Origin of the sequence: Actinomadura darangshiensis, from assembly GCF_004349235.1 — a bacterium.
Classification (GTDB): domain Bacteria; phylum Actinomycetota; class Actinomycetes; order Streptosporangiales; family Streptosporangiaceae; genus Spirillospora; species Spirillospora darangshiensis.
This window is the reverse complement of the sequence record NZ_SMKY01000006.1, coordinates 25,767-47,688: the sequence shown is the minus strand read 5'-3', so window position 1 is coordinate 47,688 and position 21,922 is coordinate 25,767. Positions and strand designations below refer to the sequence as shown.

The window sequence follows — 21,922 nt, the reverse complement described above, 5'->3', positions numbered from 1 at the left end:
GGTCTGGACTCTGGATATTGTTCCTGGCAGTACAGGGCATGGTCGGCACAGGACCGGGGGGAGGACCGTGGCGAGGATCGCAGCGGGCAGGCTGTCCGCCGAGCCCAGCTCGCCGGAGCAGCACGACCGGCGCGAGCGCATTCTCCGCGCGGCGGCGCGCATCGGCGCCGAGAAGTCCCTCGAACGCGTCCAGATGCACGACGTCGCGAAGGCGGCCGGGGTCGCGATCGGCACCCTGTACCGGTACTTCCCGTCCAAGATCCACCTGTTCACCGGCGTCATGGCGGCGCAGGTCGACCGGCTCCGCGAGCAGGTCACCGAGCCCGATCCCGGCACCGCCCCCGAGGACGCGGTCGCCGACCTGCTGGTGCAGGCCAGCCGGCATCTGATGGCCCAGCCCGTCCTGTCGACGTCGATGCTGCACGCGTCCAACACCGCCCATGTCGCGACCGTCGCCGACACCGCCCACATCGACGCCACGTTCCGGGACATCCTGCTGCGCGCCGTGGGCATCGAGGTGCCGACCGCGCAGGACGTCACGCTCTGCCGCCTGCTGATGCAGTGCTGGTACGGGGTGCTGCAGTCGAGCCTGAACGGGCGCGCGTCCATGGCGGACGTGGAGACCGACGTCCGGCTGGCCTGCAAGCTGCTGCTGGCGCCCCGCTCGAACGCGCAGGACGCGCCGAACGCCTCCCAGTGATCGGGATCGTCCGGGCGGACGGCCCGGATCCGCGGTTAGCGTGCCGCCATGAATCGCTTTGACGGCGTGAAAGTGCTGCTCACCGGCGCCGCGTCCGGTATCGGACGGGCCACCGCGCAGCGGCTCGCCACCGAGGGCGCCGCGGTCTACGCGGTGGACGTCTCCGAGCAGGGCCTGGCCGAGACGGCCGCCGCGATCGAGGGCACCGTCACCACCCGCCTGGCCGACGTGACCGACGAGCCCGCCGTGATCGCCACCGTGGCGGCCGCGGCCGAGGCGCTCGGCGGCATCGACGTCCTCGTCAACGTCGCGGGCGTCCACAAGACCACCCCGATCGAGACGCTGACCGTGGACGACCTGAACCGGCTGTTCTCCGTCAACCTCGTCGGGACCGCCCTGTTCTGCCGCGAGGCGCTCAAGCACCTGCCCGACCGGACCGGCGTGATCGTCAACACCGCCTCGCTGGCGGCGACGCAGGGCAATCCGTTCATGACGGCGTACGCGGCGTCCAAGGGCGCGGTGCTGGCGTTCTCGCTGAGCCTCGCCGCGGAGCTGGCCGGCCGCCGCATCCGCGTCGTGCCGATCTCGCCGGGCGCCGTCGACACGCCGCTGACCAGGGCGCCGGACATGTTCCCGGACGGCCTGGACCTCGGCTACTTCTCGAAGATCCGCTCCTACTACGGCGCGGCCCGGCCCGAGCAGATCGCGTCCGCCATCGCGTTCGCGGCCTCGCCCGACGGCGCCTACTTCACCGGAGCCGACCTGCGCGTCGACGGCGGCGCCCACACCTAGGAGAGTGGAACATGGCACGAACGATCGCCGTCAGCGGGACGGCGTCCGGCATCGGCAAGGCCCTCGCCGGGATGCTCCGGGACGCCGGCGACACCGTCATCGGCATCGACCTGCGGGACGCCGACGTCTGCGCCGACCTCAGCGTCCCCGAGGGCCGGGCGGGCGCGGTCGCGCAGACGCTGGAGAAGGCGGGCGGGCGGCTCGACGCCGTCGTGGCCTGCGCCGGCGTCTCCGACTTCACCGTCATGCCGGTCAAGGTGAACTTCTTCGGCGTGGTCGGGCTCCTGGAGGGGCTGCGTCCCGCGCTCGCGGCGGCCGAGGCGCCGCGCGCCGCCGTGGTCGGCTCGATCTCCGGCACCCATCCGGTGGACGACGACGTCGTCCGCGCCTGCCTTGAGGGCGACGAGCCGGCGGCGCTCGCGGCGGCGGCCAAGGTCGAGGAGAGCGGCGCCGGCGGCCGGCTGTACCCGTCGTCGAAGTCGTCGCTCGCCCAGTGGATGCGCCGCGTCTGCGTGACGCCCGAGTGGGCGGGAGCGGGCATCCCCCTGAACGCGATCGCGCCGGGCGTCGTCAAGACGCCGATGACCACGCCGCTGTTCGAGGACGAGGCCATGTTCAAGGTGATGAACGAGGCCGTCCCGATGCCGCTGAACGGCTACGCCGACCCGGAGGTGATCGCGGAGGCGCTGCGCTGGCTGGTCTCCCCGTCCAACACCCACATGACCGGCCAGGTCATCTACGTCGACGGCGGCGCCGAGCCCACCCTCCGCGGCCCCGCCACCTTCTGACCACGCAGGTGGCCGCCCGGTCATGCCGGGCGGCCATCGACGGGTTCAGCCTGTTTTCCAGCGACTACTTGCTGGTCTTCGTGTCGTCGAGGGCGGCGACGCTGTAGGCGGCGTAGGTCTTGTGGGCGTCACGTCCCTCGAAGTACGGCGTGATCTGCGCGCCGAACTCCTCGACGGTGAAGACGCCCTGGGCCGCGGTGAACTTCTCCTCCACGGCGGGCGCGGCCATCAGCGCGACCATGTTGCCGTAGACGACGAACACCTGCCCGGTGATCTGCGCGGCCGCGGGGGAGGCCAGGTAGCCGACGAACGTCCCGACCCGCTCGGGCGCCATGGCGTCGAGCCCGCCGGGGGAGGTTCCCTCGGCGAACGTCGCCTCGGTCATCGCGGTCCGGGCGCGCGGGCAGATCGCGTTGGCGCGCACCCCGTACCGGCCGAGGCCCGCGGACGTCGACAGCGTGAGGGCCACGATGCCGGCCTTGGCCGCCGAGTAGTTCGGCTGGCCCGCCGACCCGAACAGGAACGCCTCCGACGCCGTGTTGACCACCCGTCCGTAGACGGGGCCGCCGGCCGCCTTGCTCGCGGCGCGCCAATGCACGGCGGCGGCGCGCGACACCGACGCGTGCCCCTTCAGATGGACGTGGATCACGTCGTCCCAGTCGGACTCGGACAGGTTGAACAGCATCTTGTCGCGCAGCACGCCCGCGTTGTTGACCAGCACGTCCAGGGAGCCGAACGTGTCCACGGCCGCCGACACCAGTGTGTCGCCCATCGACCAGTCGCCGACGTCCCCCTTCACCGCGACGGCCTGCCCGCCCGCCTTCTTGATCTCGGCGACGACGTCATCGGCGGCAGGGCCCATGTCGTTGACGACCACGCCAGCGCCCTGCGCGGCCAGTGCGAGGGCTTCGGCGCGGCCCAGCCCGGCGCCCGCGCCGGTGACGATGGCGGTGCGGCCCGCCAAGGAGAGGTCAGCGTTCATCGGGAGCCTCCGGGTCGATGCTTCATCGTTGCCCGACGGAGGCTAGTACCAATTCTACTGGGGGCCGCGGCCGCGTCCCGCTGAGCGGTCGGCCGGACGCCGTCCGAACGGGGAAGACCGCTGAGCGGGACGGCGCTTGCCGTGAATGAGAACGAATTCTAGTCTCGCGGCCATGGCGCTGAACTCGGCGACCCGCCCCACCCCCGCAAGCGCGCGGGCCGGGGAGCGCTGGTCCGGAGACGTGCGGAGTTCAGGCGTGCGGCATGCGCGCGGTGGGCGTTCCGGTCGGCCGGCGGGGAGTCGTCCGGGTGGGGCGCGCTAGGCCGGCGCGGAGTCGTGCGCTGATCGCGTTGGTTGCGTAGAAGGAGAGAGACCATGGCTGAGGCCGTCATCGTCGATGCCGTCCGGACGCCGGTCGGCAAGCGCTACGGCGCCTTGTCGGGGCTGCATCCGGCGCAGTTGCTCGGGGTGACGCAGCGCGGGCTGCTCGAACGTGCAGGTGTCGACGCGGGGACGGTCGGGCAAGTCGTCGGCGGATGCGTGACGCAGGCCGGCGAGCAGTCCAACAACGTGACCCGCAACGCGTGGTTCTACGCCGGACTGCCCTACACGACGGCGTGCACGACGATCGACTGCGCGTGCGGGTCGTCCCAGCAGGCGGTGCACATGATCGCCGGGCTGATCGCATCGGGGGCGATCGACACCGGCGTCGGCTGCGGCGTCGAGGCGATGAGCCGGGTGTTCCTCGGGCAGGCCCTCGCCCCCGGGACGGGCAGCCCGGCCCCCGAAGGCTGGGAGATCGACTACCCCGACCAGTTCACCGCCGCCGAGCGCATCGCGAAAAAGCGCGGCATCACCCGGGAGGACGCGGACGCGTTCGGCCTGGCGTCGCAGGCCAAGGCCAAGGCGGCGTGGGCGGACGACCGGTTCGCCGGGCAGATCCTTGAGGTCGAGGCACCGGTCATGACCAAGGACGGCCCGACGGGGGAGACCGCCGTGGTCGCCCGCGACCAGGGGCTGCGCGACACGACCGCCGAGGCGCTCGCCGGGCTTAAGCCGGTCATCCCGGACGGTGTTCACACCGCCGGGAACTCGTCCCAGATCAGCGACGGGGCCGCGGCGGTGCTGCTGATGTCCGCCGACCGGGCCGCCGAGCTGGGGCTGCGGCCGCGTGCCCGGATCGTCGCGTCCGGCATGATCGGCTCCGACCCGTACTACCACCTGGACGGCCCGGTCGAGGCGACGCGGCACGTCCTGGACCGGGCCGGGATGAAGCTGTCCGACATCGACCTCGTCGAGATCAACGAGGCGTTCGCCTCGGTCGTCCTGTCGTGGGCGTCGGTGCACGAGCCCGACATGGACAAGGTCAACGTCAACGGCGGCGCCATCGCGCTCGGCCACGCGGTCGGCTCCACCGGCGCCCGGCTCATCACCCAGGCCGTGCACGAGCTGGAGCGGTCCGACGGGTCGACCGCCCTCGTCACGATGTGCGCCGGCGGCGCGCACTCCACGGCCACCATCATCGAACGGATCTGAGGAACCACATGACCATCGGGCTGACCGAGGAGCACCGCGACCTGCGTGACGCCGTGCGGGCGTTCACGTCCCGGCAGGTGACCCCGGCGGTGGTCCGCGCCGCCGTGGACGCCGACCGGGAGAAGGCGCCGGTGTTCTGGGACGACCTCGCCGCGCAGGGCCTGCTCGGCCTGCACCTTCCCGAGAGCGCGGGCGGCGCGGGCTACGGCCTGGTCGAGCTGGCCGTCGTCCTGGAGGAGCTGGGGCGCGCCATGGTTCCCGGGCCGTTCCTGCCCACGGTGCTGGCGAGTGCCGTGCTGCACCGTTCCGGGCATGCCGAGCATCTGCCGTCCTTGGCCGGCGGCGGCGCGCTCGGCGCGGTCGGGCTGGACGCCGGAAGCCTCTCGATCTCCCGGGCCGGTGACTCGGTAACTCTGACCGGCACATCGGGCCCGGTCATGGGTGCTCCACTGGCGGACGTCCTCGTCCTCCCGGCGAAGGACGGGGACCGGACGGCCTGGCTCGTCCTGCCGCGGGACGCCGTCCACGTCGACGAACTGCCCAGCCACGACCTGACCCGCCGCCTGGCCAGGGTCGAGTTGGAAAACGGGACTATACCCGCGCGTTCAGTCCTGAACTTGGACTCACAGGCCGTCCGCGACCTCGCGGCGGTGCTGTTCGCCGCCGAGGCGTCCGGCCTGGCCGACTGGGCGACGACGACCGCAGCCGAATACGCCAAGGTCCGCGAGCAGTTCGGCCGCCCGATCGGACAGTTCCAGGGCGTCAAGCACCGCTGCGCCCGCATGCTCGCCCACGCCGAACAGGCCCGCGCCTGCGCCTGGGACGCCGCCCGCGCCCAAGCCGAGGCCCGCGCCCGGGGCGCGACCCGCGTCGAGGACGAGGACCACACCCAGCACTTGGGTGGTGCGACCGAGGCGTCCTTGGCGGCGGCGGTTGCCGGGGCCGTCAGCGTTCAGGCTGCGTTTCAGGTGGCCAAGGACTGTATTCAAACGCTCGGAGGGATCGGCTTCACTTGGGAGCATGACGCGAGCCTCTACTTGCGCCGGGCTCAGACGCTCCGTGTCCTGCTCGGGCCGACTGCGTCCTGGCGGCGGCGGGTTGCGCGCCTGACCCTGGGAGGCGTCCGCCGCGACCTGCGTGTCGAGCTGCCGCCCGAGGCCGAGCGGATCCGCGGCGAGGTGCGCGGCGAGCTCGAACCCGCCAAGGCCCTGGACGGCGAGGAGCGCCTCGCCTACCTCGCCGGCCGCGGCTACACGTCCCCGCACCTGCCCGCCCCCTGGGGCAAGGGCGCCGACGCCGTCACCCAGCTCGTCATCGCCGAGGAGATGCGCGCCGCCGGCCTCCGCGCGCACGACATGATCATCGGCAACTGGGTGGTGCCGACGCTGATCGCGCACGGGTCGTCCGGGCAGCACGAGCGCTTCCTGCCCGGGTCGCTGCGCGGCGACATCCGCTGGTGCCAGCTGTTCTCCGAGCCGGGCGCCGGGTCCGACCTCGCCGGGCTCGGCACCCGCGCCGAGAAGGTCGAGGGCGGCTGGAAGATCAGCGGGCAGAAGGTGTGGACGTCCATGGCCCGCGAGGCCGACTGGGGCATCCTGCTCGCGCGCACCGACCCGTCCGTCCCGAAGCACAAGGGCCTGTCGTACTTCCTGCTGGACATGAAGTCGCCCGGCATCGACATCCGCCCGCTGCGCGAACTGACCGGCGACACCCTCTTCAACGAGGTCTTCCTGGACGGCGTCTTCATCCCGGACGACCTCCTCGTCGCCGCCCCCGGCGACGGCTGGAAACTCGCCCGCACCACCCTCGCGAACGAGCGGGTCTCGCTCTCCAACGACTCGTCCCTCGGCAGCGGCGGCGAGGCCCTGCTGGAACTGGCCGGGGACGGCGCGGACGACGAGCGCCTCACCACCCTCGGCGGCATCCTGTGCGACGCCCAGTCCAGCAGCCTGTTCGGCCTGCGGACCACGCTGCGCTCCCTCGCGGGCGGCCAGCCGGGCGCCGAGTCCAGCATCGGCAAGCTCATCGGCGTCGAGCACATCCAGCAGGTGTGGGAGACGGCCATGGACTGGATCGGCCCCGAAGCCCTCTCCGGCCTGGGCGGAGGCGGCAGGACGGACCCGGCCTGGATGTTCCTCAACTCCCGCAACATGTCGATCGCGGGCGGCACCACGGACGTCCAGCTCAACATCATCGGCGAGCGCCTCCTCGGCCTGCCGCGCGACGCGTCATGACGATCGACCTGCAGTCCGGCACCCGGACCGGCGGCGTCGACGCGGCGGCCGCGGCGGCCCGCCGGGTCCTCGCCGGCCTGGTCCGCGCCGGTGACCTCTCGGATGCCGACATGTCCGGCATCGCCGATCGGCTGAACTCCGTCGCCGACGACCTGGAGGCGGCGGCCCCACCCCTGCACGACCGCCTGGTCCACATGTGGCGCGGCGACGGCAACACCCGGCACGATCCGGTCACCGGCCCCGAGAACCCGATCGCCCCGCCCCTCGAATACGCGGCCGCCGACGCGCGCACGATCGAGGCGACCACGACTCTGGGGCTGCCGTACCAGGGCCCGCCGTCCAGCGTCCACGGCGGCGTGTCGGCCCTGCTCCTCGACCACACCCTCGGTGTGGCGAACGGCTGGGCCGGCTCGTCGGGGATGACCGCCGAACTGACCCTGCGCTACCACCGCCTGACGCCGCTCTTCGAGCCCCTGACGATCAGCGCCGCCCAGACGTCCGTGGACGGCCGCAAGATCCGCACAGTCGGCGCCATAGAAGCGCGCGGCGAAACCTGCGTCACCGCCGAGGGCCTCTTCATAGCCAAACACGCCCCCCGCCCCCGCTGACCGGACGCCTGCGCTCGATGAGTTATGTAGACTCAATCTATGTAGATGGAATCTACGTAGATCGGAGGCTGGGGTGTTCATTGGCAGGAGGGCGGAGTTGGCGCTTCTGGCCAAGCGGCTGGAGCGGGTCGCCGCGAGTGGAGCAGGGACGGCGGTTGCTCTGCGCGGGCGCCGGCAGGTGGGCAAGTCCCGGCTCGTCCAGGAATTCTGCGACCGCGCCGCCGTGCCCTACGTCTTTTCCACGGCTACCAAAGGCGCTTCCCCCATCGAGGCCGTGGCCGCGTTTCTGCGCGACCTCAAGGAGTCGCCCCTGCCGGGCGACCCGGAGCTCGTCCCGCAAATCGCCAACGGCAATTGGCCTGACGCGTTTCGCATTCTGGCCACGGCTCTTCCCGACGCGCCGTCCATCGTCGTCTTGGACGAGCTCCCGTGGCTGGCCGAACAGGACCCGGTGTTCGACGGCGCCCTGCAAACCGGCTGGGACCGCCTTCTCTCGTCCAAGCCCGTCCTCCTGCTGCTCCTGGGCAGCGACCTCCACATGATGGAGCGGCTGACCGCCTACGACCGCCCTTTCTACGGCCGCGCCGACAATCTCGTCCTCGGCCCGCTCAACCCGGCGGACACCGGCGAGGCCCTCGGACTGGACGCGGCGGACGCCATCGACGCGCACCTCGTGTCGGGTGGCCTTCCCGGCATCATCCGGACCTGGCCCCACGCCACCCCCGCACTCGACTTCATGAGAGCCGAGTGCGCCGACCCGGCCGCCGCGCTGTTCAGCGTCCCTGAAGCGTCCCTCTTGGCCGAGTTCCCCAACCCCGACATCTCCCGCCGCGTCCTGGAGGCGATCGGTTCCGGCGACCGCACCCACGCCAACATCGCCGCGACCGCCGGCAACCGCGACGCCGCCCTCCCCTCGGGCACGCTTTCCCCGTTGCTCCGCCGCCTGACCGGCGAGAAGAACGTCCTCGCGATGGACGAGCCGCTGTCCACCCGTCCGGGCAAACCCGCCCTCTACCGGATTGCCGACAGCAACCTGCGCCTTTATCTGGCCGTTCTCCGGGCGGCCCACCAACAGGCCCGCCGGGGCCGTCCCGAAGCGGGCTACCGCCTCGTCGAACGCCGCTGGACGACCTGGCGCGGCCGAGCCGTCGAACCGCTCATCCGGCAGTCGCTGGAACGGCCGGAACTGCCCTGGCCGGACGTCGAAACGGTCGGCGGCTGGTGGAACCGCCAATTCAACCCGGAAATCGACCTGGTCGGAGCCGACCGCGCCCCCGTCGCGAACCGCATCTGTTTCGTCGGCTCGATCAAATGGCTGAACGGCCCCTTCGACGCCCACGACCTGGTCGACCTCCGCCGCGCCGCAGCCCAACTCCCCGGCCTCGACCCGGCGACGACCGGCATGGCCGCCGTCTCCCTCTCCGGCGCGGAGACCAAGGGCCTGGACCTCCTCTGGACCCCACAAGACGTGGTCGCCGCCTGGCGTCCCTAGCCGGCGGGAGAGCCGAGTGCGGGTCCCGGCGGCCGGGTTCTTCACCGGCCGGAGCAAAAACCGTGTAGTGCTTGTCTCATGAGTCGCGAATCGTCTCTGATCGAGGTCAGCGGCGCCGAGTTGGAGGAGTTGCGGTCACGGCTGCGCTCTGCGCGGTGGCCGGTCGGCTGGCCCACGCTTGGATGGGAGGCCGGCACCGACGCCGGGGAACTGCGGCGCCTGACCGCCTACTGGGCCGACGGCTATGACTGGCGTGTTCATGAAGCCACCATCAATGCGTTGCCGTCCCGGTTCGCGGACATCGATGGGACGCCTGTGCACTATCTGCGCTTTGAGGGCGAGCGCCCTGGTGCACTGCCGATCGTGCTGACGCATGGGTGGCCCAGTTCATTTCTCGAACTGGTCGGACTCGCGCGTCGGCTGGCAACCCCGTCGCGGCACGGGGGCGACCCGGCCGACGCGTTCACCGTCATTGTTCCGTCGCTGCCCGGCTTCGCGTTCTCGCCGCAGCGGCCCTCGCTCGGCGGAACCGAGCAGACACACGAGCTGTGGCACCGCCTCATGCACGACGAGCTCGGTTTCGAGCGGTATGGCGCGCATGGCGGCGACTTCGGTGCCGGAATCAGTTCTCGCCTCGGCGAAGCACACCCCGACGCTCTGGTCGGCATCCATGTGCTGGCGGTCGCCAACCCGGTCACGTACGACGCCGCCGCTCTCACCCCGGACGAAAAGGCATATGTCGATTCCGTCGCGGCTTGGACGGCCGAGGAGGGCGGATACCAGCATGAACAGAGCACGAGACCGGTCACGTTGAGCTATGGCATGGAGGACTCGCCGACCGGGCTGCTCGCCTGGATCGGGGAGAAGTACCGCGCGTGGAGCGACTGCGGAGGCGACCTGTCATCGCGGTTCAGCGACGAGTTCGTCCTGACGCAGGCGTCCCTCTACTGGTTCACCCGCAGCATCGGGACGTCCTTCCGGCCGTATTACGAGTTCAACCGGGGGCTGACCCGGCGGGTAGAAAGGGTCACCGTGCCCACCGCTCTCGCCCTGTTCCCGGCCGACCTTGCCCAGCCGCCGCGCAGTTGGGCCGAACGCACCCACAACATCATCCGGTACACGCTCATGCCCCGCGGCGGGCACTTCGCCGCCCACGAGGAACCCGACCTGCTCGCACACGACCTCACGGAGTTCTTCCGCCCGCTCCGGTGAAGTGCCGAGCCGTGCGAACGGCCCGGCATCCGTGATCACCAGGTGGACGGGAACATCCGGTGCTTGAGGAGCAGATCGACCTGTCCGGCCGCCGCCTTGACGTCCCCGCAAGGAAAGAAGTAGCCGAACCGGCCCCGCTGCGCCTGGTAGTACGCCCATCCGCCACCGGGGACGGCCCGCACGCTCACCACGACACCGACGTCTTCGGCGACCCCGCTAGCGTAAACCCACAGAAGCGGCACCGGCATGGGGAACTGCTCGGGCTCGTACAGCTTGACGCACCGCCAGCCGTGCGCCTTGACCGCGACGGCCAGCACTTCCAGAAAGCGCACCGCCGTCCTGCGCCCCCGGTATGTGCGCCATCGCAGCAGGTACGGCTGCATTAGAAGGCCACCTTCGCCCAGACCCACTTTCCGCACGGCGGGGTCTCGGTGACGCCGCAATCCACGGAGAGCGCCTGGACGATCGGCAGGCCGCGCCCGCGCGTCCCTTCGTCGTGCCCGGGGTCGAGCGCCCACTCGTCCGGGACGATGTCGTCCAGCGTCAGTTCGACGACCGGACGCACCACCGGCATGGCGCCGGACGAGTCCCACACCGCGAGCACGACGACCCCCGCCTCCCGCGTGAACCTGACCCGGATCTCCTGGTCCGGCGCGTACTTCACGGCATTCGCGACCAATTCACCAGCGACCAGAAGAACGTCACCGGCAATCCACGCGAGCCCCCACTCCTGAAGTCGGAACTCCACCAGACTCCGCGCCATCCCTGGCCCAGTTCGTGACGCCTGAAATGTTATGTCCAGGTCGCCCGGATTCACGGCATTGATCCCCACGTTCTCATCCCTTCTTCTCGGAATTCCCGAGACAAGAGTGAGGCGGCGGAACTATCTTGTCCCAGTTGCCGAATACATTGGCAACTCTGCTGTGGAGTACAAGGGAGTGCCGATCATGGTCAACCCGTCCCCGAACCCAGACATCTCGCTCTACGCGCTCATGGCCTACTATCTGCGTTTCCTGCGCCTCAAGCGCAACATGACCCAGACCCAGGTGGGCAGGATCATCAACTGCACGAAGAGTCAAGTTTCCAAGTACGAGGTCGGCACCCGCCAGCTGGACGAACTTGAGTGCGCCGCGCTCGACAAGGCCTGGGACACCGGCGGCCTCTTCACGATCCTGCTCCGCTACGCAAGGCTCGGCTTCGACCCGAACTGGCCCGAAGGGCTCCGCCGCTACCAGCGGGAAGCCTCGGTGATGCGCCTCTTCTACAACAACGTCATCCCGATGCCCTTCCAAAACGAGAGCTACGCGCGGTCACTTTTGACGGCGGGGCACGAAGCCCAGTTGGTCGGAGACGTCGAACGCGCGGTCGCAAAGCGGATGGCGCACCAGGAGATGATGCTCGCCGACGACCCGATGATCTGGGCCATCCTGGATGAGGTAGCGCTCCGCCCCATGGCGGACACCGGGCTCATGGAGGAGCAGCGTGACCGGCTGCTCAAGCTCATGGACCTCCGCAACATTTCGATCCGCGTGATCCCGGAGGCGGCCCTCCCGCATATCGGAGTCGACGGTTCATTCAGCTATTTCGAACTACAGAATGGGCAGCGAGCGGCATTCGCAGGTACGAATTTCAATATCGGTCGGATCATAGATGATCAGGCGGAGGCGGCTCGCGTGGCTGTACGATTCGAACGGATCGCTGCACGATCCTGGAGTGAAGACCAGTCTCGCGAGTGGATAGCAGGGATGCGCACATGACGATCTGGCGAAAGAGCAGCTACAGCGGTGCAGGCGGGACCGAGGAGTGCATTGAACTGGCCGCTCTGCCTCATGCGATCGGTGTTCGAGACAGCAAGGCTCCCGAGGTTGGCCACCTCACCTTGAGCTCCAGAGCGTTCGCCGCGCTGCTCGCGCGTGCGAAGCAGCACGAGCCGACCCTCCGAAACGGGCGACAGTACTAGGTCAAGCCGCGCCGATGGGGACGCGCCGCAGGACCGATGCGAGTGTGGACGGTGCGCGGATGCCGCGAACAGCTTGTCCATTCCGCCGTGCGGCAGGACGTCCAGATCGTCGATGCTGTCCGGCCCCGGTCAGCATCCCGCCCACCGGCGAGGCGATGACGAGCACGAACCGAATCTTTCCGCAGCTGAGCAAGAGCCCCCCGGCCGCGGAAGCCCGCGAGTAGGCAGAACACGAGCGCGAGGTGCGCGCCAAGGCGGCCATCAAAGGGCGGCGACCTTGTCATCGAACATCGGGCCGTCTTCGATGAGATCACCGAGCCACGGCGCTGCTGGCAGGCGATTTCTGGACCGTGAATTGCCTTCTCGAACCTTCGTCTCCAGCCCCCACCCTCAGCGGAGTCCTCGACTTCGACCGAACTATCTGGGGCGACCCGGCAGCGGACTGGACCATCCGCATGGCGACGGCGAAACAGGACGAACGGACCGCCTTCTGGGAAACCTACGGAACCCCCAGCACAACGCCGCGCGCCGTGCTGCGGTCTCGCATCTACGAGGCCCGGCACCTGGGCGCGATCCGCCTCGAACGGCATCGCCGCGGCAACACCGCCGGCATCCGCGAAAGCTACACAGCGATGGCCGCGATACTCACCGAGCTGAACTGATCAAAAGAGTCTGGCCGACATGCCAGAACCTGCCCGGAAGTGATTCTGCTGGCATCGCCCCAGTGGTGAGGTCGGTGCTTCAGGTGGCCGGTTCGGGGACGGCCTTTTCGAGTTCGAGGAACTCGATATCGCCGTTGGCGTCGATGTGGGCGTTGAAACTGAGGATCACCCGGTGGCTGCCTTCGGCCTCGTACATGTAGTCGTTGATGAGTGAGACCGAGTAGCCGCCGTCTTCGTGGTCGTATTCGGAGATGTGGATGTAGCCCTCGATCGCGGCGTCGGCCGCGACAGTGACGGTGGCCATGAGCAGGTCAGGCTCGTAGGTGGGGTCGATGCCGTGCACGACGGTGCGCAGGGTGTCGGGAACGAGGTCAAGCCAGTTGAGGCGGGGCGATTCGAGGCCGAGGTGGAGTTCGTCGAAGTCGAGGCCACTGCTGTAGCGATCGTCGTCGCGACGGTCGTTGATGAACTGGTCGGCCAGGCTCTCGCATTTCTCGCCGAGGTCAGCGAGGAGACCGTCACGCACCGGATCGCCGTCCCGGTTCAGGGCGGCCTGGATCTCCAGCGCCGCTGGGTCCCCGGTGGTCGTGGGCAGGACTTTCGCGAGGTCCGCCAATCCACCGAGGCGGTGGATCGCGGGGATGGAGCCGATGAGCGTGTCGGGTGCTGCAACTGCGGCCTTCCGGGCTTCGGGCGCGATGCTGATCAGGTCGGCCCGCAGCGCCAGGGCGACGGTGTCGGTGTCGCCGGGATCGCAGAAGTCGTTGTGGTTTCCGGTGACGAAGTACAGCGTGTCGGCCGGTTCCAGCGTTGCGGCCCGCTCGGCGATGCTCGCCCAGATGAGCATGTCGCGATACCCGTCGGGGCCGCGCTTTTTGTCGTCACCCTTGATCCGGAAGGGGCGTTCCTCGGCAAGCATACGGCGGACGATCTCGTCGTGGCCCATCTGAGGGAGCGGCAGGATGACGGCGCCCAGTCGGCCGAGGAGTTGACGCAGCCACAGCTCGTATCCGTCCTTGAGGGACTCGACTTGGTCGTGGCGGGGGTCGTCGACCGGTTGGGGGTCGCGTTCCCAGTTCAGTGCCCGAAGCGCCCTGTCGACGCCCTTCAGTTTGGTGTACTGCTGGTCGACCTGCGTGCAGTACCTTCGGCCTGCTTCGCGGATCACGACTTCGGGGACCCACAGCTGCGCCTCCTCATGCAGTGCCCACAACCGCACCTGCATCCACGCGCTCTTGGACAGGGTCAGATCGTCGAAGAACTCCGTGGTGTCCACGGCTACCACCAGGCGACGGGTGTCGGTCATGCGGGTGATCCTGCCTCATCGCGATCTTCCACGTCTGCGAAGTCGATGCTTCTGACGATCAGGTGCACGTGCCGAGGGCCCGGTAGCTGGTCAGCGGACCGGCGTGGTGGCCAGCGGCGCGGCTTAGCTCGGCGCCGTTGGGCTGACGTTGGCCATTGCTTCCTGGATGGTGTAGCCGCCTCCGAACCCGACTTGTTCTCCCGCAGGGTTCAGCACGGTCACGATGAATCCCTTGGGGTCACCGGGTACTCCCGGGACGTTGTCGTCCGTAGTTCCGGGGGAGAACTCCAGGATCGCGCGACCTCCGGTGCGCAGAAGCTTGGCGAGGTCGAGACGGTCCTCTCCCATGGGGCGGCCCAGGATGTAGCGGACACTGACCACAGCGGCGGCGGGCTTGCGATGGATCGTGATCAGTTGCGGCCCGCTGTCGGGACTGTAACCGGCCGCCGCGCGAACGACATCGCCGAGTTTCGGGCGGGCTTCAGACGATCCCCACGCATGTAGTTCATCGAGTGGCTCGATGACCTCAGTGACCGGAATGACCGCAGCCCATCCTGTGCCGGCACGGTCCCTGGCGATGAGGGTGATTTCCCCGGCTTTCAGGATGCGATCGAGTATCCGGAACCAGTCGCGGCGTGCGTTCTCAACGTTCAGGGGTTCGCCCCAGCGGCGCACCGCCTCCGGCCAAGCCACCAGGCTCTCGATAAACTCCCGTAGTCCCTGCTGGGTCTCGTCGTCCCCGGTGTATTCGTCGATCATGATGCCCACCCTCCCAACATGTAAGGTGCCCTTACAAGAAACTCGTAAGGGCACCTTACAGATTGCCTGGGTTCGCGTCCATCGGATTCGACAGGAGCGGCTCCAAGCGTGACGAGTGCGGTCTCTGCATAGATTGCGCGCTCCAGAGCGAAGTGGTGGATTCGGAGAGGGTGGCGTGCAGTTTGGGTTCGGCGACGAGCTTGATCACCCTGCGGCCAGCATGCTCGGCCATCAGGCCGACAGTGCGTAATCCGACACCCGGGTTGCGCAGTGAACCGTCCACAAGTCTCCGGTGAGCAGCCGGGGCCGGGTGACCTCGTCCAGGACGGTACGGCGGTCAGCGGCGACCGCAGCGACCTTGCGCAGGTCGGCCGAGTCCAAGCCCACGCCCTCCACGTCGGAGGCGATCTCCTCCGGCGACGCCAGCACCGCCTGCGACTACGCCGCGTACCCCGGCCCCGCGATCGGCCCGAAGCGCGGGCCACGCACCCCGTGCACCGCGGCGGTGATCTCGCCGAGCCGCCGGAAGTAACCGCTCCAGGTCTCACGCGGATAGGCCGACAGCCGCTCCGGCGCCGGCACCCCCTCCAGCAGGCTCTGCACCATGTAATCCCGGCCGATCACCTCATGGGACCAATCCGCAGCGATAACGCGCGGCATTAAAGGCGCGATCACCGACAGCCAGGGCACCGAGGCGTGCTCGTTGCGCATCAGCTCGGTTTCGCTGCGGAACTGGCGGCCCGGCTCCGGCGCCACCCGCAAGATCACCGGCTCGGTTCCCGCGATCTCGACCCGGTACGTGGAGTTGTACATGCCCGCCCCCAGCTCGACGGCGGACATCACCTGGCAGCCAGGCCCGAAGACCCGCCATATGACCGCGCGGACCTCGTCTACGGTCAGCGGCCGCTGGAACGCCCCCTCGTCCCTGGCCAGCGGGCGGTAGTCCAGCGGCATGCTCTGCGCGGGCGCGGTGCGGGCACGCTGGTCCGCAACCTCAATCCCACGGGAGCGCAGATCGGCGTAGACGGTATCGCGGCCGACGTCAGCTGCGCGTGCCAGAGCGGCGACGTTGCGATTGCCCGCCCACCAGGCGGCGGCGAGCAGGTCAGCGCGGTCCCGCGGGCGCCGGTTCCGGCGGGTGACCCACCTGCCGAGCAGGGCCAGAGCCTGCGACGAGGCAGCATCATCGATGTCCACCCATCCACCCTATGTCGACCCATTCGACATGCCGGACGGATCGACAGCTCCTTACGTCCAGGCAACGGGCCGCGCGCTGTCACGTCGCAGTCACGCCGAGGATAGATGCACTGAAGCCGCAAGCCGGCCGCGCCGTAGAACAGTTTCAAAGGGTGAGCCCCCGGCCGAGGTCGGGGCGTCTGTGTCTCTGCGGTCCGGATGCCGCGGAGCCGGGCGCCGGTGGAGGTGCGCTGACGGCGGCTGGGCGTCAGTCCAGCCAGCCGGTGGGGTTTGTGCAGGACTCGCGGGAGATGCCTGAGCCGGTGTCGGGGAACGTGCCGAAGCGTTCGTGGTGCAGGTGGGCGAAGAAGTAGCACATCGGCTCGCAGTCGGCGTCCAGCACGGCGAGGCGCGGGTCGGCGGCGACCGCGGTGTAGAAGTCCCGGCCCATGGCGACGATGAAGCCGCGCGCGTAGAGGAAGCCGTCGTCGGAGCCGTCCGTCACCTCGTGGATGTCGGCGCGGTCGATGTCGTAGAGCAGGCGCTCGCACACCCGGTCGAGGTCGGTCAGTTCGCCGGAGGTCAGCTCCCGGGCGGCGGCGGTGAGGTTGCGGAGGAACCCGTCCAACGCCTTCTCGACCACGGAGATCTCGGGCATTTCCCACGGGTCGCTGTCGGGGGCCCGGGTGGCGAGCGCTTGGCGCGCCGCGTTGGCGTCGGTGGCCAGCGGGGCCCAGGCCGCCTCGATCGTGTCCCAGAAGCGTTCCTCGTCGGTCATGGGAGGAGCCAACCAGGAGCCTCCGACAATCAGAGCCGGGCGGCCGGTGCGGGCACGTTCAGGAGGAGTCGGCGGACCGCGTCCCAGGCGGCGAAGAACGCGGCACCGACCTCGGGTGATCGGTCGCCTAGGACTCGGGCCCAGGCGCCGCGGTCGTCCGGGAGGACGCTCGCGCCGCCGAGCAGGCCCGACCGGGCGAGTGCCTCGTGCATCGCGTCGGCGACCTGCTGCGCTGATGCCGTACTCGTGACGACGTACAGGGAGGCCATCACCCCGTATCCGGCCATCACCGCCGGGCCGGTCGCCTCGTGCTCGTCCGGGACTAGACGGAGCGGGTCGGCGAACAGTAGTCGTCCGCTGGGGTCTAGGACCTCCAGGTCCGTGCAGTAGGCGGTGTAGGCGTGCCGTTCCCCGCGCGCGAGCCGTCCCGCCATGAGTTTCTCGCCCACGACCACCGTCGACGCGGGGTCGGCGGTGATCGTGGTCCGCTGGTAGAAGCGCGAGTCGGCGAACGGGATCGTCGTGTCGGGCAGGTACTCGACGTAGCTGCCCGGCCCGGCCGTGATGCCGACGAGTTGGGTCGCGTAGTCGCGCTCCATCCGGTAGAGGCGGGTGGCGGTCTGCGTCGTGACGTGCACGGACGTCCCGGCCACGCAGGTCAGGTCAGTGCGGTACCGGTCGCCTTGGAGGACGCCGCCGCCGGACGACATGAGCATCACGTACGGCATCCCGGGCAGCTCGGGATCGAGGTAGAACGGGCGCGCGATGTGCAGCGGCGCCCGCTGGAAATGCCCGGTCAGCTCCGTACGCCCGGCGACCGCGTCGAACCGCAGGTCGAGGACGCCGACCTTTCCCGGTGAGCCGACCGGCAGTGTCCCGGGCACGGCGGCGTGCCGTGCCACCGAGTCGGGCACCCACCCCGCCGAGACATCCTCCACGGCCCCCCGCACCGCCGTTTGCGCGGCGCGTGACGGCGTCGACCGTGGTGCCGCCATGGGTGGCCGGCCGGTCATCGTGCCGGCGAATACATTCGCCCGAGGACGAAGTCGGCGACGTCGGGGACGCCCGTTCCGGTGAGGCAGTCGGTCAGGACGACGGGACGGTTCTCGCGTACCGCCCAGGCGTCGCGCTCCATCACCGCCAGGTCGGTGCGCACGTACTTCGCGATGTCGATCTTGTTGATGACCAGGAGGTCGGAGTCGGTGGTGCCGGGGCCGCGTTTGCGGGGCATCTTCTCGCCCTCGGCGGTGTCCAGGACGAACACGTAGACGTCCGCCAGGAGGGGGCTGAAGGTCAGGGTGAGGTTGTCGCCGCCGCTCTCGAACAGCAGCAGGTCGGTGTCGGGGAAGCGGCCGAGCAGCTCGGACGCCGCCGCCAGGTTCATCGTGGGATCGTCCCGGACGGCCGTGTGCGGGCACGACCCGGTCTCGACCCCGACGACGCGTTCGCCGTCCAGGATGCCCGCGAGCGTCCGGCGGACGTGGTCGGCGTCCTCCAGCGTGTAGATGTCGTTGGTGATGACGCCGGGACTGTGCCCGCGTTCGACCAGGAGCGGGACCAGCGCCTCGATGAGCGCCGTCTTGCCCGACCCCACCGGCCCGCCGATGCCGATCTTGAACACCTGCTCCGGTTCCATGCCCGTGTCCTCTCGTCAGGTGAAGAACAGGCGGGCCTCGGCCCGCTCGTGCGCGGTCGACACGGCGTCCGCTACCGGCGCCGAGGAGTGCAGGTCGCGCGGGTCCTGGGCGGCGAGCGCGACCGAGGCCGCGCGTGCCACGTCCGGGCGGACGTCGCGCAGCAGGCGCTGGGCCTGCCGGAAGTCGATCCGGCCCAACCGGACGGCCGCGGCGGCGCAGCCCGCCGCGAACGCGAACAGGTCGCTCGCGACGGCGTGCTCGACGGGGACCCCGAGGCCCGCGTGGATCGTGCCGACGACGACCGCGTGGTTGCCGGGCGCGGACCCGCGTGCCACCAGGTCCGCGAGGTGTGCAGCCGGGCCTGGACCGAACGCCTCCCCAGCGGTGTTCAGGACTTGCCGCCCCGTTCGGACGGACGCCGTCCGCTGCTCCCTGTTGAGCTTCACGGCGTGCAGTCTGCGGTCGGTCTCTGCGACCAGGTCCCAATCGCCCGCCGACACGGCCCGGTGCGTCAGCGCCAGTGCCGCCGCGTCGGCCGTCCCGGCGGCGTGCACGAGATCGGCGACCAGGCCGTCCGGTATCGCCCCCAGCTGGGCGAATCCCTCCAGGCCGTGCGACAGCGTGTAGAGCCCGCCGGGGAAGCCGGAGTCGGTGAGCTGCAACTGCGCGAGCAGCACCTCCAGCGACCCGTGCCGGGTCATGCGATGAAGAACAGCCGGTTCAGCGGCAGTTCCCTCGCCGGGGCGATCGTGGCCGGCTCGCCGTCCACGGTGACCTGGTACGTCTCCGGGTCGACGGCGACCTCGGCAAGCGTCGAATTGTGCAGCATGTGGCGCTTGTCGACGGTCCGGCACTGCCGGACGGGACGGATGATCCGCTCCAGGCCGAGCCGCCCCGGGACGCCGTCCGCGATCGCCGCGTCCGACATGAACGTCACGCACGTCTCCCGCAGCGCCCGCCCGCTGCACCCGTACATCGGACGCAGGTAGACCGGCTGCGGGATGGGCAGCGACGCGTTCGGGTCGCCCATCTGCGCCCAGCTGATCAGCCCGCCCTTGACGACCAGGAACGGCTTCGCCGCGAACGAGTTCGGCTGCCACAGGACGATGTCGGCGAGCTTGCCGTCCTCCAGCGAGCCGATCGTGTCGGCCATCCCGCTGGTGCGGGCCGGGTTGATGGTGAGCTTCGCCAGGTATCGCAGGACGCGGTTGTTGTCGCTGCGCGCGGAGTCCCCGGGCAGTGGGCCGCGCTGGTCCTTGCAGTGGTGGGCGACCTGGAACGCGCGGGTGAACGACTCGCCGATTCGTCCCATCGCCTGCGAGTCCGAGCCGATCATGCTGATGACGCCGAGGTCGTGCAGGACGGTCTCGGCGGCGATCGTCTCGGCCCGGACCCGGCTCTCGGCGAACGCCAGGTCCTCGGGGACGTCGTAGCTCAGGTGGTGGCAGACCATGGTCATGTCGAGCAGCTCGTCGACCGAGTTCACCGTGTAGGGCAGCGTCGGGTTCGTGGACGCGGGCAGCGCGTTCGGCTCGGAGGTGATCCGCAGGATGTCGGGCGCGTGGCCGCCGCCGGCCCCCTCGGAGTGGTAGGTGTGGATCGCCCGGCCGTCGATCGCGCTGATCGTGTCCTCGACGAACCCGGCCTCGTTCAGCGTGTCGGTGTGGATGGTGATCTGCACGTCGTGGTCGTCGGCGACGCGGAGCGCGCAGTCGATGGCCGCCGGGGTCGCCCCCCAGTCCTCGTGCACCTTCAGCCCGCAGGCGCCCGCCCGCAACTGCTCCTCCAGCGGGCCGGGCAGGCTGTTGTTGCCCTTGCCGTAGACGGCGATGTTGATCGGGATGTCCTCGTAGGCCTGGAGGATCCGCGCGATGTTCCACGGGCCGGGCGTGCAGGTGGTGCCGCGCGAGCCGTCCGCCGGGCCGGTGCCGCCGCCGACCAGCGTGGTGACCCCGTTGCTGAGCGCGTGGTACGCCTGCTCGGGGGCGATGAAGTGGACGTGGGTGTCGATCGCGCCGGCGGTGGCGACCAGGTTCTCCCCGGAGATCACCTCGGTCCCGGCCCCGATGATCAGCCGCCGGTCGACCCCGTTCTGGGTGTGCGGGTTGCCGGACTTGCCCACCCCGGCGATCCTGCCGTCCTTGATCCCGATGTCGCCCTTGACGACGCCCAGCACGGGATCGATGACCACCACGTTGGTGATCACGGTGTCGAGCGCGGCGGTGGCGTTGCGCGAGGCCGGGTCGGACGACATCCCGTCCCGCGCCGTCTTCCCGCCGCCGTACTGGGACTCGTCGCCGTAGTGGCCCTCCGTGTGGTCCTTCTCCACCTCCACGACCAGGTTGGTGTCGCCGAGGCGGAGACGGTCGCCCACCGTGGGGCCGTACATGCTCGCGTACCGCTCGCGGGAGATCGTCGTCATCGCCGTCAGCCCTTCCTCGACCGGGACGTGCCCGTCTTCGCGCCGCCCGGGCCCTTCGGCGCCTTGCCCTTGGCCGCCTTGCCCTTAGTCGCCTTGCCCTTGCCCGCGGCCCCTGACCGCCCGGTGTCCTCCGGCTCGTCGAGATAGCCCCGGGCGCGCATCCTGGCGAGTGCCTCGCTCTTGGCGGCCCCGGAACGGATGCTCCCGTCGAGCAGGCCCCCGAACCCGACGACCCGCATGCCGCCCCCGTACTCGACGAGCCGCACCTGCCGGGTGTCGCCGGCCTCGAACCGGACGGCGGTCCCGGCCGGGATGTCCAGCCGCATTCCGAACGCCTTCTCCCGGTCGAAGCTCAGCGCTCGGTTGACCTCGAAGAAATGGAAATGCGAGCCGATCTGGACGGCCCGGTCACCAGTGTTGTGCACGGTCAGGGAAATTCTGCGCTGCCCGGCGTTGAGTTCGATCGAACCTCGTCCGAACATGTAGACGTCGTCTGCCATGGAAGGCCCCTTCGGTTTCGTCCCGGTGATGTCGGAGAAGGGCGGTCATTTGCCGCCGACGGGGTCGTGGCAGGAGACGAGTTTCGTCCCGTCGTCGAAAGCGGCCTCGACCTGGATCAGTTTCAGCATTCCGCGCACGCCGGGGAGCACGTCGTCCGGCCCGACCACCTGCTTGCCGAGTTCCATGCAGTCGGCGACGGACCGCCCGTCCCGGGCCGCCTCCACGATCGCGGCGCTGATCAACGCGACCGTCTCGCCGTAGTTGAGCTTCAGGCCGCGCCGCCGGCGCCGCTCGGCCATCTCCGAGACGACGAAGATGTGCAGCTTGTCCATCTCTCGTGGTGTCAGGTTCATCGGGTCCTCTCTGGAACGCGCGGG

At 69.8% G+C, this 21,922-nt stretch carries 25 protein-coding genes; 11 read left to right on the top strand and 14 right to left on the bottom strand.

Features of this window, described 5'->3' with window-relative positions; translation table 11 throughout:
- Positions 1–67 precede the first annotated feature (67 nt).
- From E1293_RS02630 to E1293_RS02620, 3 genes are read left to right on the top strand one after another with little or no spacing between them, the layout of a single operon-like run.
- Entirely contained in the window at positions 68–700 is a 633-nt protein-coding gene (locus E1293_RS02630; protein ID WP_132193380.1) for a TetR/AcrR family transcriptional regulator, read from the top strand.
- Positions 701–748: 48 nt separating this feature from the next.
- Positions 749–1,492 carry an SDR family NAD(P)-dependent oxidoreductase gene (locus E1293_RS02625; protein WP_132193378.1) on the top strand — a complete coding sequence of 248 codons (744 nt, stop codon included), beginning with the start codon at positions 749–751 and terminating at the stop codon, positions 1,490–1,492.
- A gap of 11 nt (positions 1,493–1,503) precedes the next feature.
- A complete protein-coding gene (locus E1293_RS02620) occupies positions 1,504–2,280 on the top strand; it encodes an SDR family oxidoreductase (protein WP_132193376.1) in 777 nt (258 codons plus the stop codon).
- Between the two features lie 64 nt (positions 2,281–2,344).
- On the opposite strand, the gene E1293_RS02615 is transcribed toward E1293_RS02620, so the two are convergent.
- Positions 2,345–3,262 (bottom strand): SDR family NAD(P)-dependent oxidoreductase, encoded by a 918-nt coding sequence (locus E1293_RS02615; RefSeq protein ID WP_132193374.1) that lies wholly within the window; start codon positions 3,260–3,262, stop codon positions 2,345–2,347.
- 375 nt (positions 3,263–3,637) lie between these two features.
- Here E1293_RS02615 and E1293_RS02610 point away from each other — a divergent pair, with 375 nt between their 5' ends.
- The 5 genes from E1293_RS02610 to E1293_RS02590 all read left to right on the top strand — a co-directional run bounded on the left by E1293_RS02610 (position 3,638) and on the right by E1293_RS02590 (position 10,344).
- Positions 3,638–4,798, top strand: a complete 1,161-nt coding sequence (locus E1293_RS02610; RefSeq protein ID WP_132193372.1) for a steroid 3-ketoacyl-CoA thiolase — start codon at positions 3,638–3,640, stop codon at positions 4,796–4,798.
- An 8-nt stretch (positions 4,799–4,806) separates the two neighbouring features.
- Entirely contained in the window at positions 4,807–7,032 is a 2,226-nt protein-coding gene (locus tag E1293_RS02605; RefSeq protein WP_132193370.1) for an acyl-CoA dehydrogenase family protein, read from the top strand.
- Positions 7,029–7,640, top strand: coding sequence for a PaaI family thioesterase (locus E1293_RS02600; protein ID WP_132193368.1), 612 nt, complete (start codon positions 7,029–7,031; stop codon positions 7,638–7,640). The genes E1293_RS02605 and E1293_RS02600 overlap by 4 nt, the downstream gene beginning before the upstream one ends.
- A 73-nt stretch (positions 7,641–7,713) precedes the next feature.
- Positions 7,714–9,132, top strand: a complete 1,419-nt coding sequence (locus E1293_RS02595) for an ATP-binding protein (RefSeq protein WP_341770170.1) — start codon at positions 7,714–7,716, stop codon at positions 9,130–9,132.
- Between the two features lie 78 nt (positions 9,133–9,210).
- Positions 9,211–10,344, top strand: coding sequence for an epoxide hydrolase family protein (locus E1293_RS02590; RefSeq protein WP_132193366.1), 1,134 nt, complete (start codon positions 9,211–9,213; stop codon positions 10,342–10,344).
- 35 nt (positions 10,345–10,379) lie between these two features.
- Here the strand turns inward: E1293_RS02590 and E1293_RS02585 are convergent, their stop codons facing one another.
- Positions 10,380–10,727, bottom strand: a complete 348-nt coding sequence (locus E1293_RS02585; protein ID WP_132193364.1) for a hypothetical protein — start codon at positions 10,725–10,727, stop codon at positions 10,380–10,382.
- Positions 10,727–11,107, bottom strand: coding sequence for an ATP-binding protein (locus E1293_RS49210; protein ID WP_132193362.1), 381 nt, complete (start codon positions 11,105–11,107; stop codon positions 10,727–10,729). Before E1293_RS49210 ends, E1293_RS02585 begins: the two co-directional genes overlap by 1 nt.
- Positions 11,108–11,291: 184 nt before the next feature.
- Between E1293_RS49210 and E1293_RS02575 the strand changes: the two genes are divergently transcribed.
- The 3 genes from E1293_RS02575 (at position 11,292) to E1293_RS02565 (ending at position 12,966) form a co-directional block, all read left to right on the top strand.
- Positions 11,292–12,101, top strand: a complete 810-nt coding sequence (locus tag E1293_RS02575) for a helix-turn-helix domain-containing protein (RefSeq protein ID WP_165978048.1) — start codon at positions 11,292–11,294, stop codon at positions 12,099–12,101.
- Positions 12,098–12,304, top strand: coding sequence for a DUF397 domain-containing protein (locus E1293_RS02570; protein ID WP_132193360.1), 207 nt, complete (start codon positions 12,098–12,100; stop codon positions 12,302–12,304). Before E1293_RS02575 ends, E1293_RS02570 begins: the two co-directional genes overlap by 4 nt.
- A 455-nt stretch (positions 12,305–12,759) precedes the next feature.
- A complete protein-coding gene (locus tag E1293_RS02565; protein WP_132193358.1) occupies positions 12,760–12,966 on the top strand; it encodes a hypothetical protein in 207 nt (68 codons plus the stop codon).
- Between the two features lie 79 nt (positions 12,967–13,045).
- Here the strand turns inward: E1293_RS02565 and E1293_RS02560 are convergent, their stop codons facing one another.
- The 11 genes from E1293_RS02560 to E1293_RS02515 all read right to left on the bottom strand — a co-directional run bounded on the left by E1293_RS02560 (position 13,046) and on the right by E1293_RS02515 (position 21,898).
- On the bottom strand, positions 13,046–14,272 hold the full coding sequence (locus tag E1293_RS02560; RefSeq protein WP_132193356.1) for a PIN domain-containing protein: 1,227 nt from the start codon (positions 14,270–14,272) through the stop codon (positions 13,046–13,048).
- A 123-nt stretch (positions 14,273–14,395) separates the two neighbouring features.
- On the bottom strand, positions 14,396–15,031 hold the full coding sequence (locus E1293_RS02555) for a type II toxin-antitoxin system prevent-host-death family antitoxin (protein WP_132193354.1): 636 nt from the start codon (positions 15,029–15,031) through the stop codon (positions 14,396–14,398).
- Between the two features lie 231 nt (positions 15,032–15,262).
- Positions 15,263–15,460, bottom strand: coding sequence for a hypothetical protein (locus E1293_RS48465; protein WP_207938635.1), 198 nt, complete (start codon positions 15,458–15,460; stop codon positions 15,263–15,265).
- A gap of 9 nt (positions 15,461–15,469) precedes the next feature.
- A complete protein-coding gene (locus E1293_RS48460) occupies positions 15,470–16,228 on the bottom strand; it encodes a phosphotransferase family protein (RefSeq protein ID WP_207938634.1) in 759 nt (252 codons plus the stop codon).
- Positions 16,229–16,475: 247 nt separating this feature from the next.
- Positions 16,476–16,985, bottom strand: a complete 510-nt coding sequence (locus E1293_RS02545) for a DUF4240 domain-containing protein (protein ID WP_132193352.1) — start codon at positions 16,983–16,985, stop codon at positions 16,476–16,478.
- A gap of 29 nt (positions 16,986–17,014) precedes the next feature.
- Entirely contained in the window at positions 17,015–17,923 is a 909-nt protein-coding gene (locus E1293_RS02540) for an urease accessory protein UreD (RefSeq protein WP_243715966.1), read from the bottom strand.
- A gap of 71 nt (positions 17,924–17,994) precedes the next feature.
- Positions 17,995–18,621 carry an urease accessory protein UreG gene (gene ureG, locus E1293_RS02535; protein ID WP_132193348.1) on the bottom strand — a complete coding sequence of 209 codons (627 nt, stop codon included), beginning with the start codon at positions 18,619–18,621 and terminating at the stop codon, positions 17,995–17,997.
- A gap of 15 nt (positions 18,622–18,636) precedes the next feature.
- Positions 18,637–19,323 carry an urease accessory protein UreF gene (locus E1293_RS02530; RefSeq protein WP_132193346.1) on the bottom strand — a complete coding sequence of 229 codons (687 nt, stop codon included), beginning with the start codon at positions 19,321–19,323 and terminating at the stop codon, positions 18,637–18,639.
- Positions 19,320–21,044, bottom strand: coding sequence for an urease subunit alpha (gene ureC, locus E1293_RS02525; protein WP_132193344.1), 1,725 nt, complete (start codon positions 21,042–21,044; stop codon positions 19,320–19,322). Before ureC ends, E1293_RS02530 begins: the two co-directional genes overlap by 4 nt.
- Before the next feature lie 5 nt (positions 21,045–21,049).
- Entirely contained in the window at positions 21,050–21,544 is a 495-nt protein-coding gene (locus tag E1293_RS50955) for an urease subunit beta (RefSeq protein WP_132193342.1), read from the bottom strand.
- A gap of 45 nt (positions 21,545–21,589) precedes the next feature.
- Positions 21,590–21,898: an urease subunit gamma gene (locus tag E1293_RS02515; RefSeq protein WP_132193340.1), complete on the bottom strand. Its 309-nt coding sequence runs from the start codon at positions 21,896–21,898 to the stop codon at positions 21,590–21,592.
- Positions 21,899–21,922 lie beyond the last annotated feature (24 nt).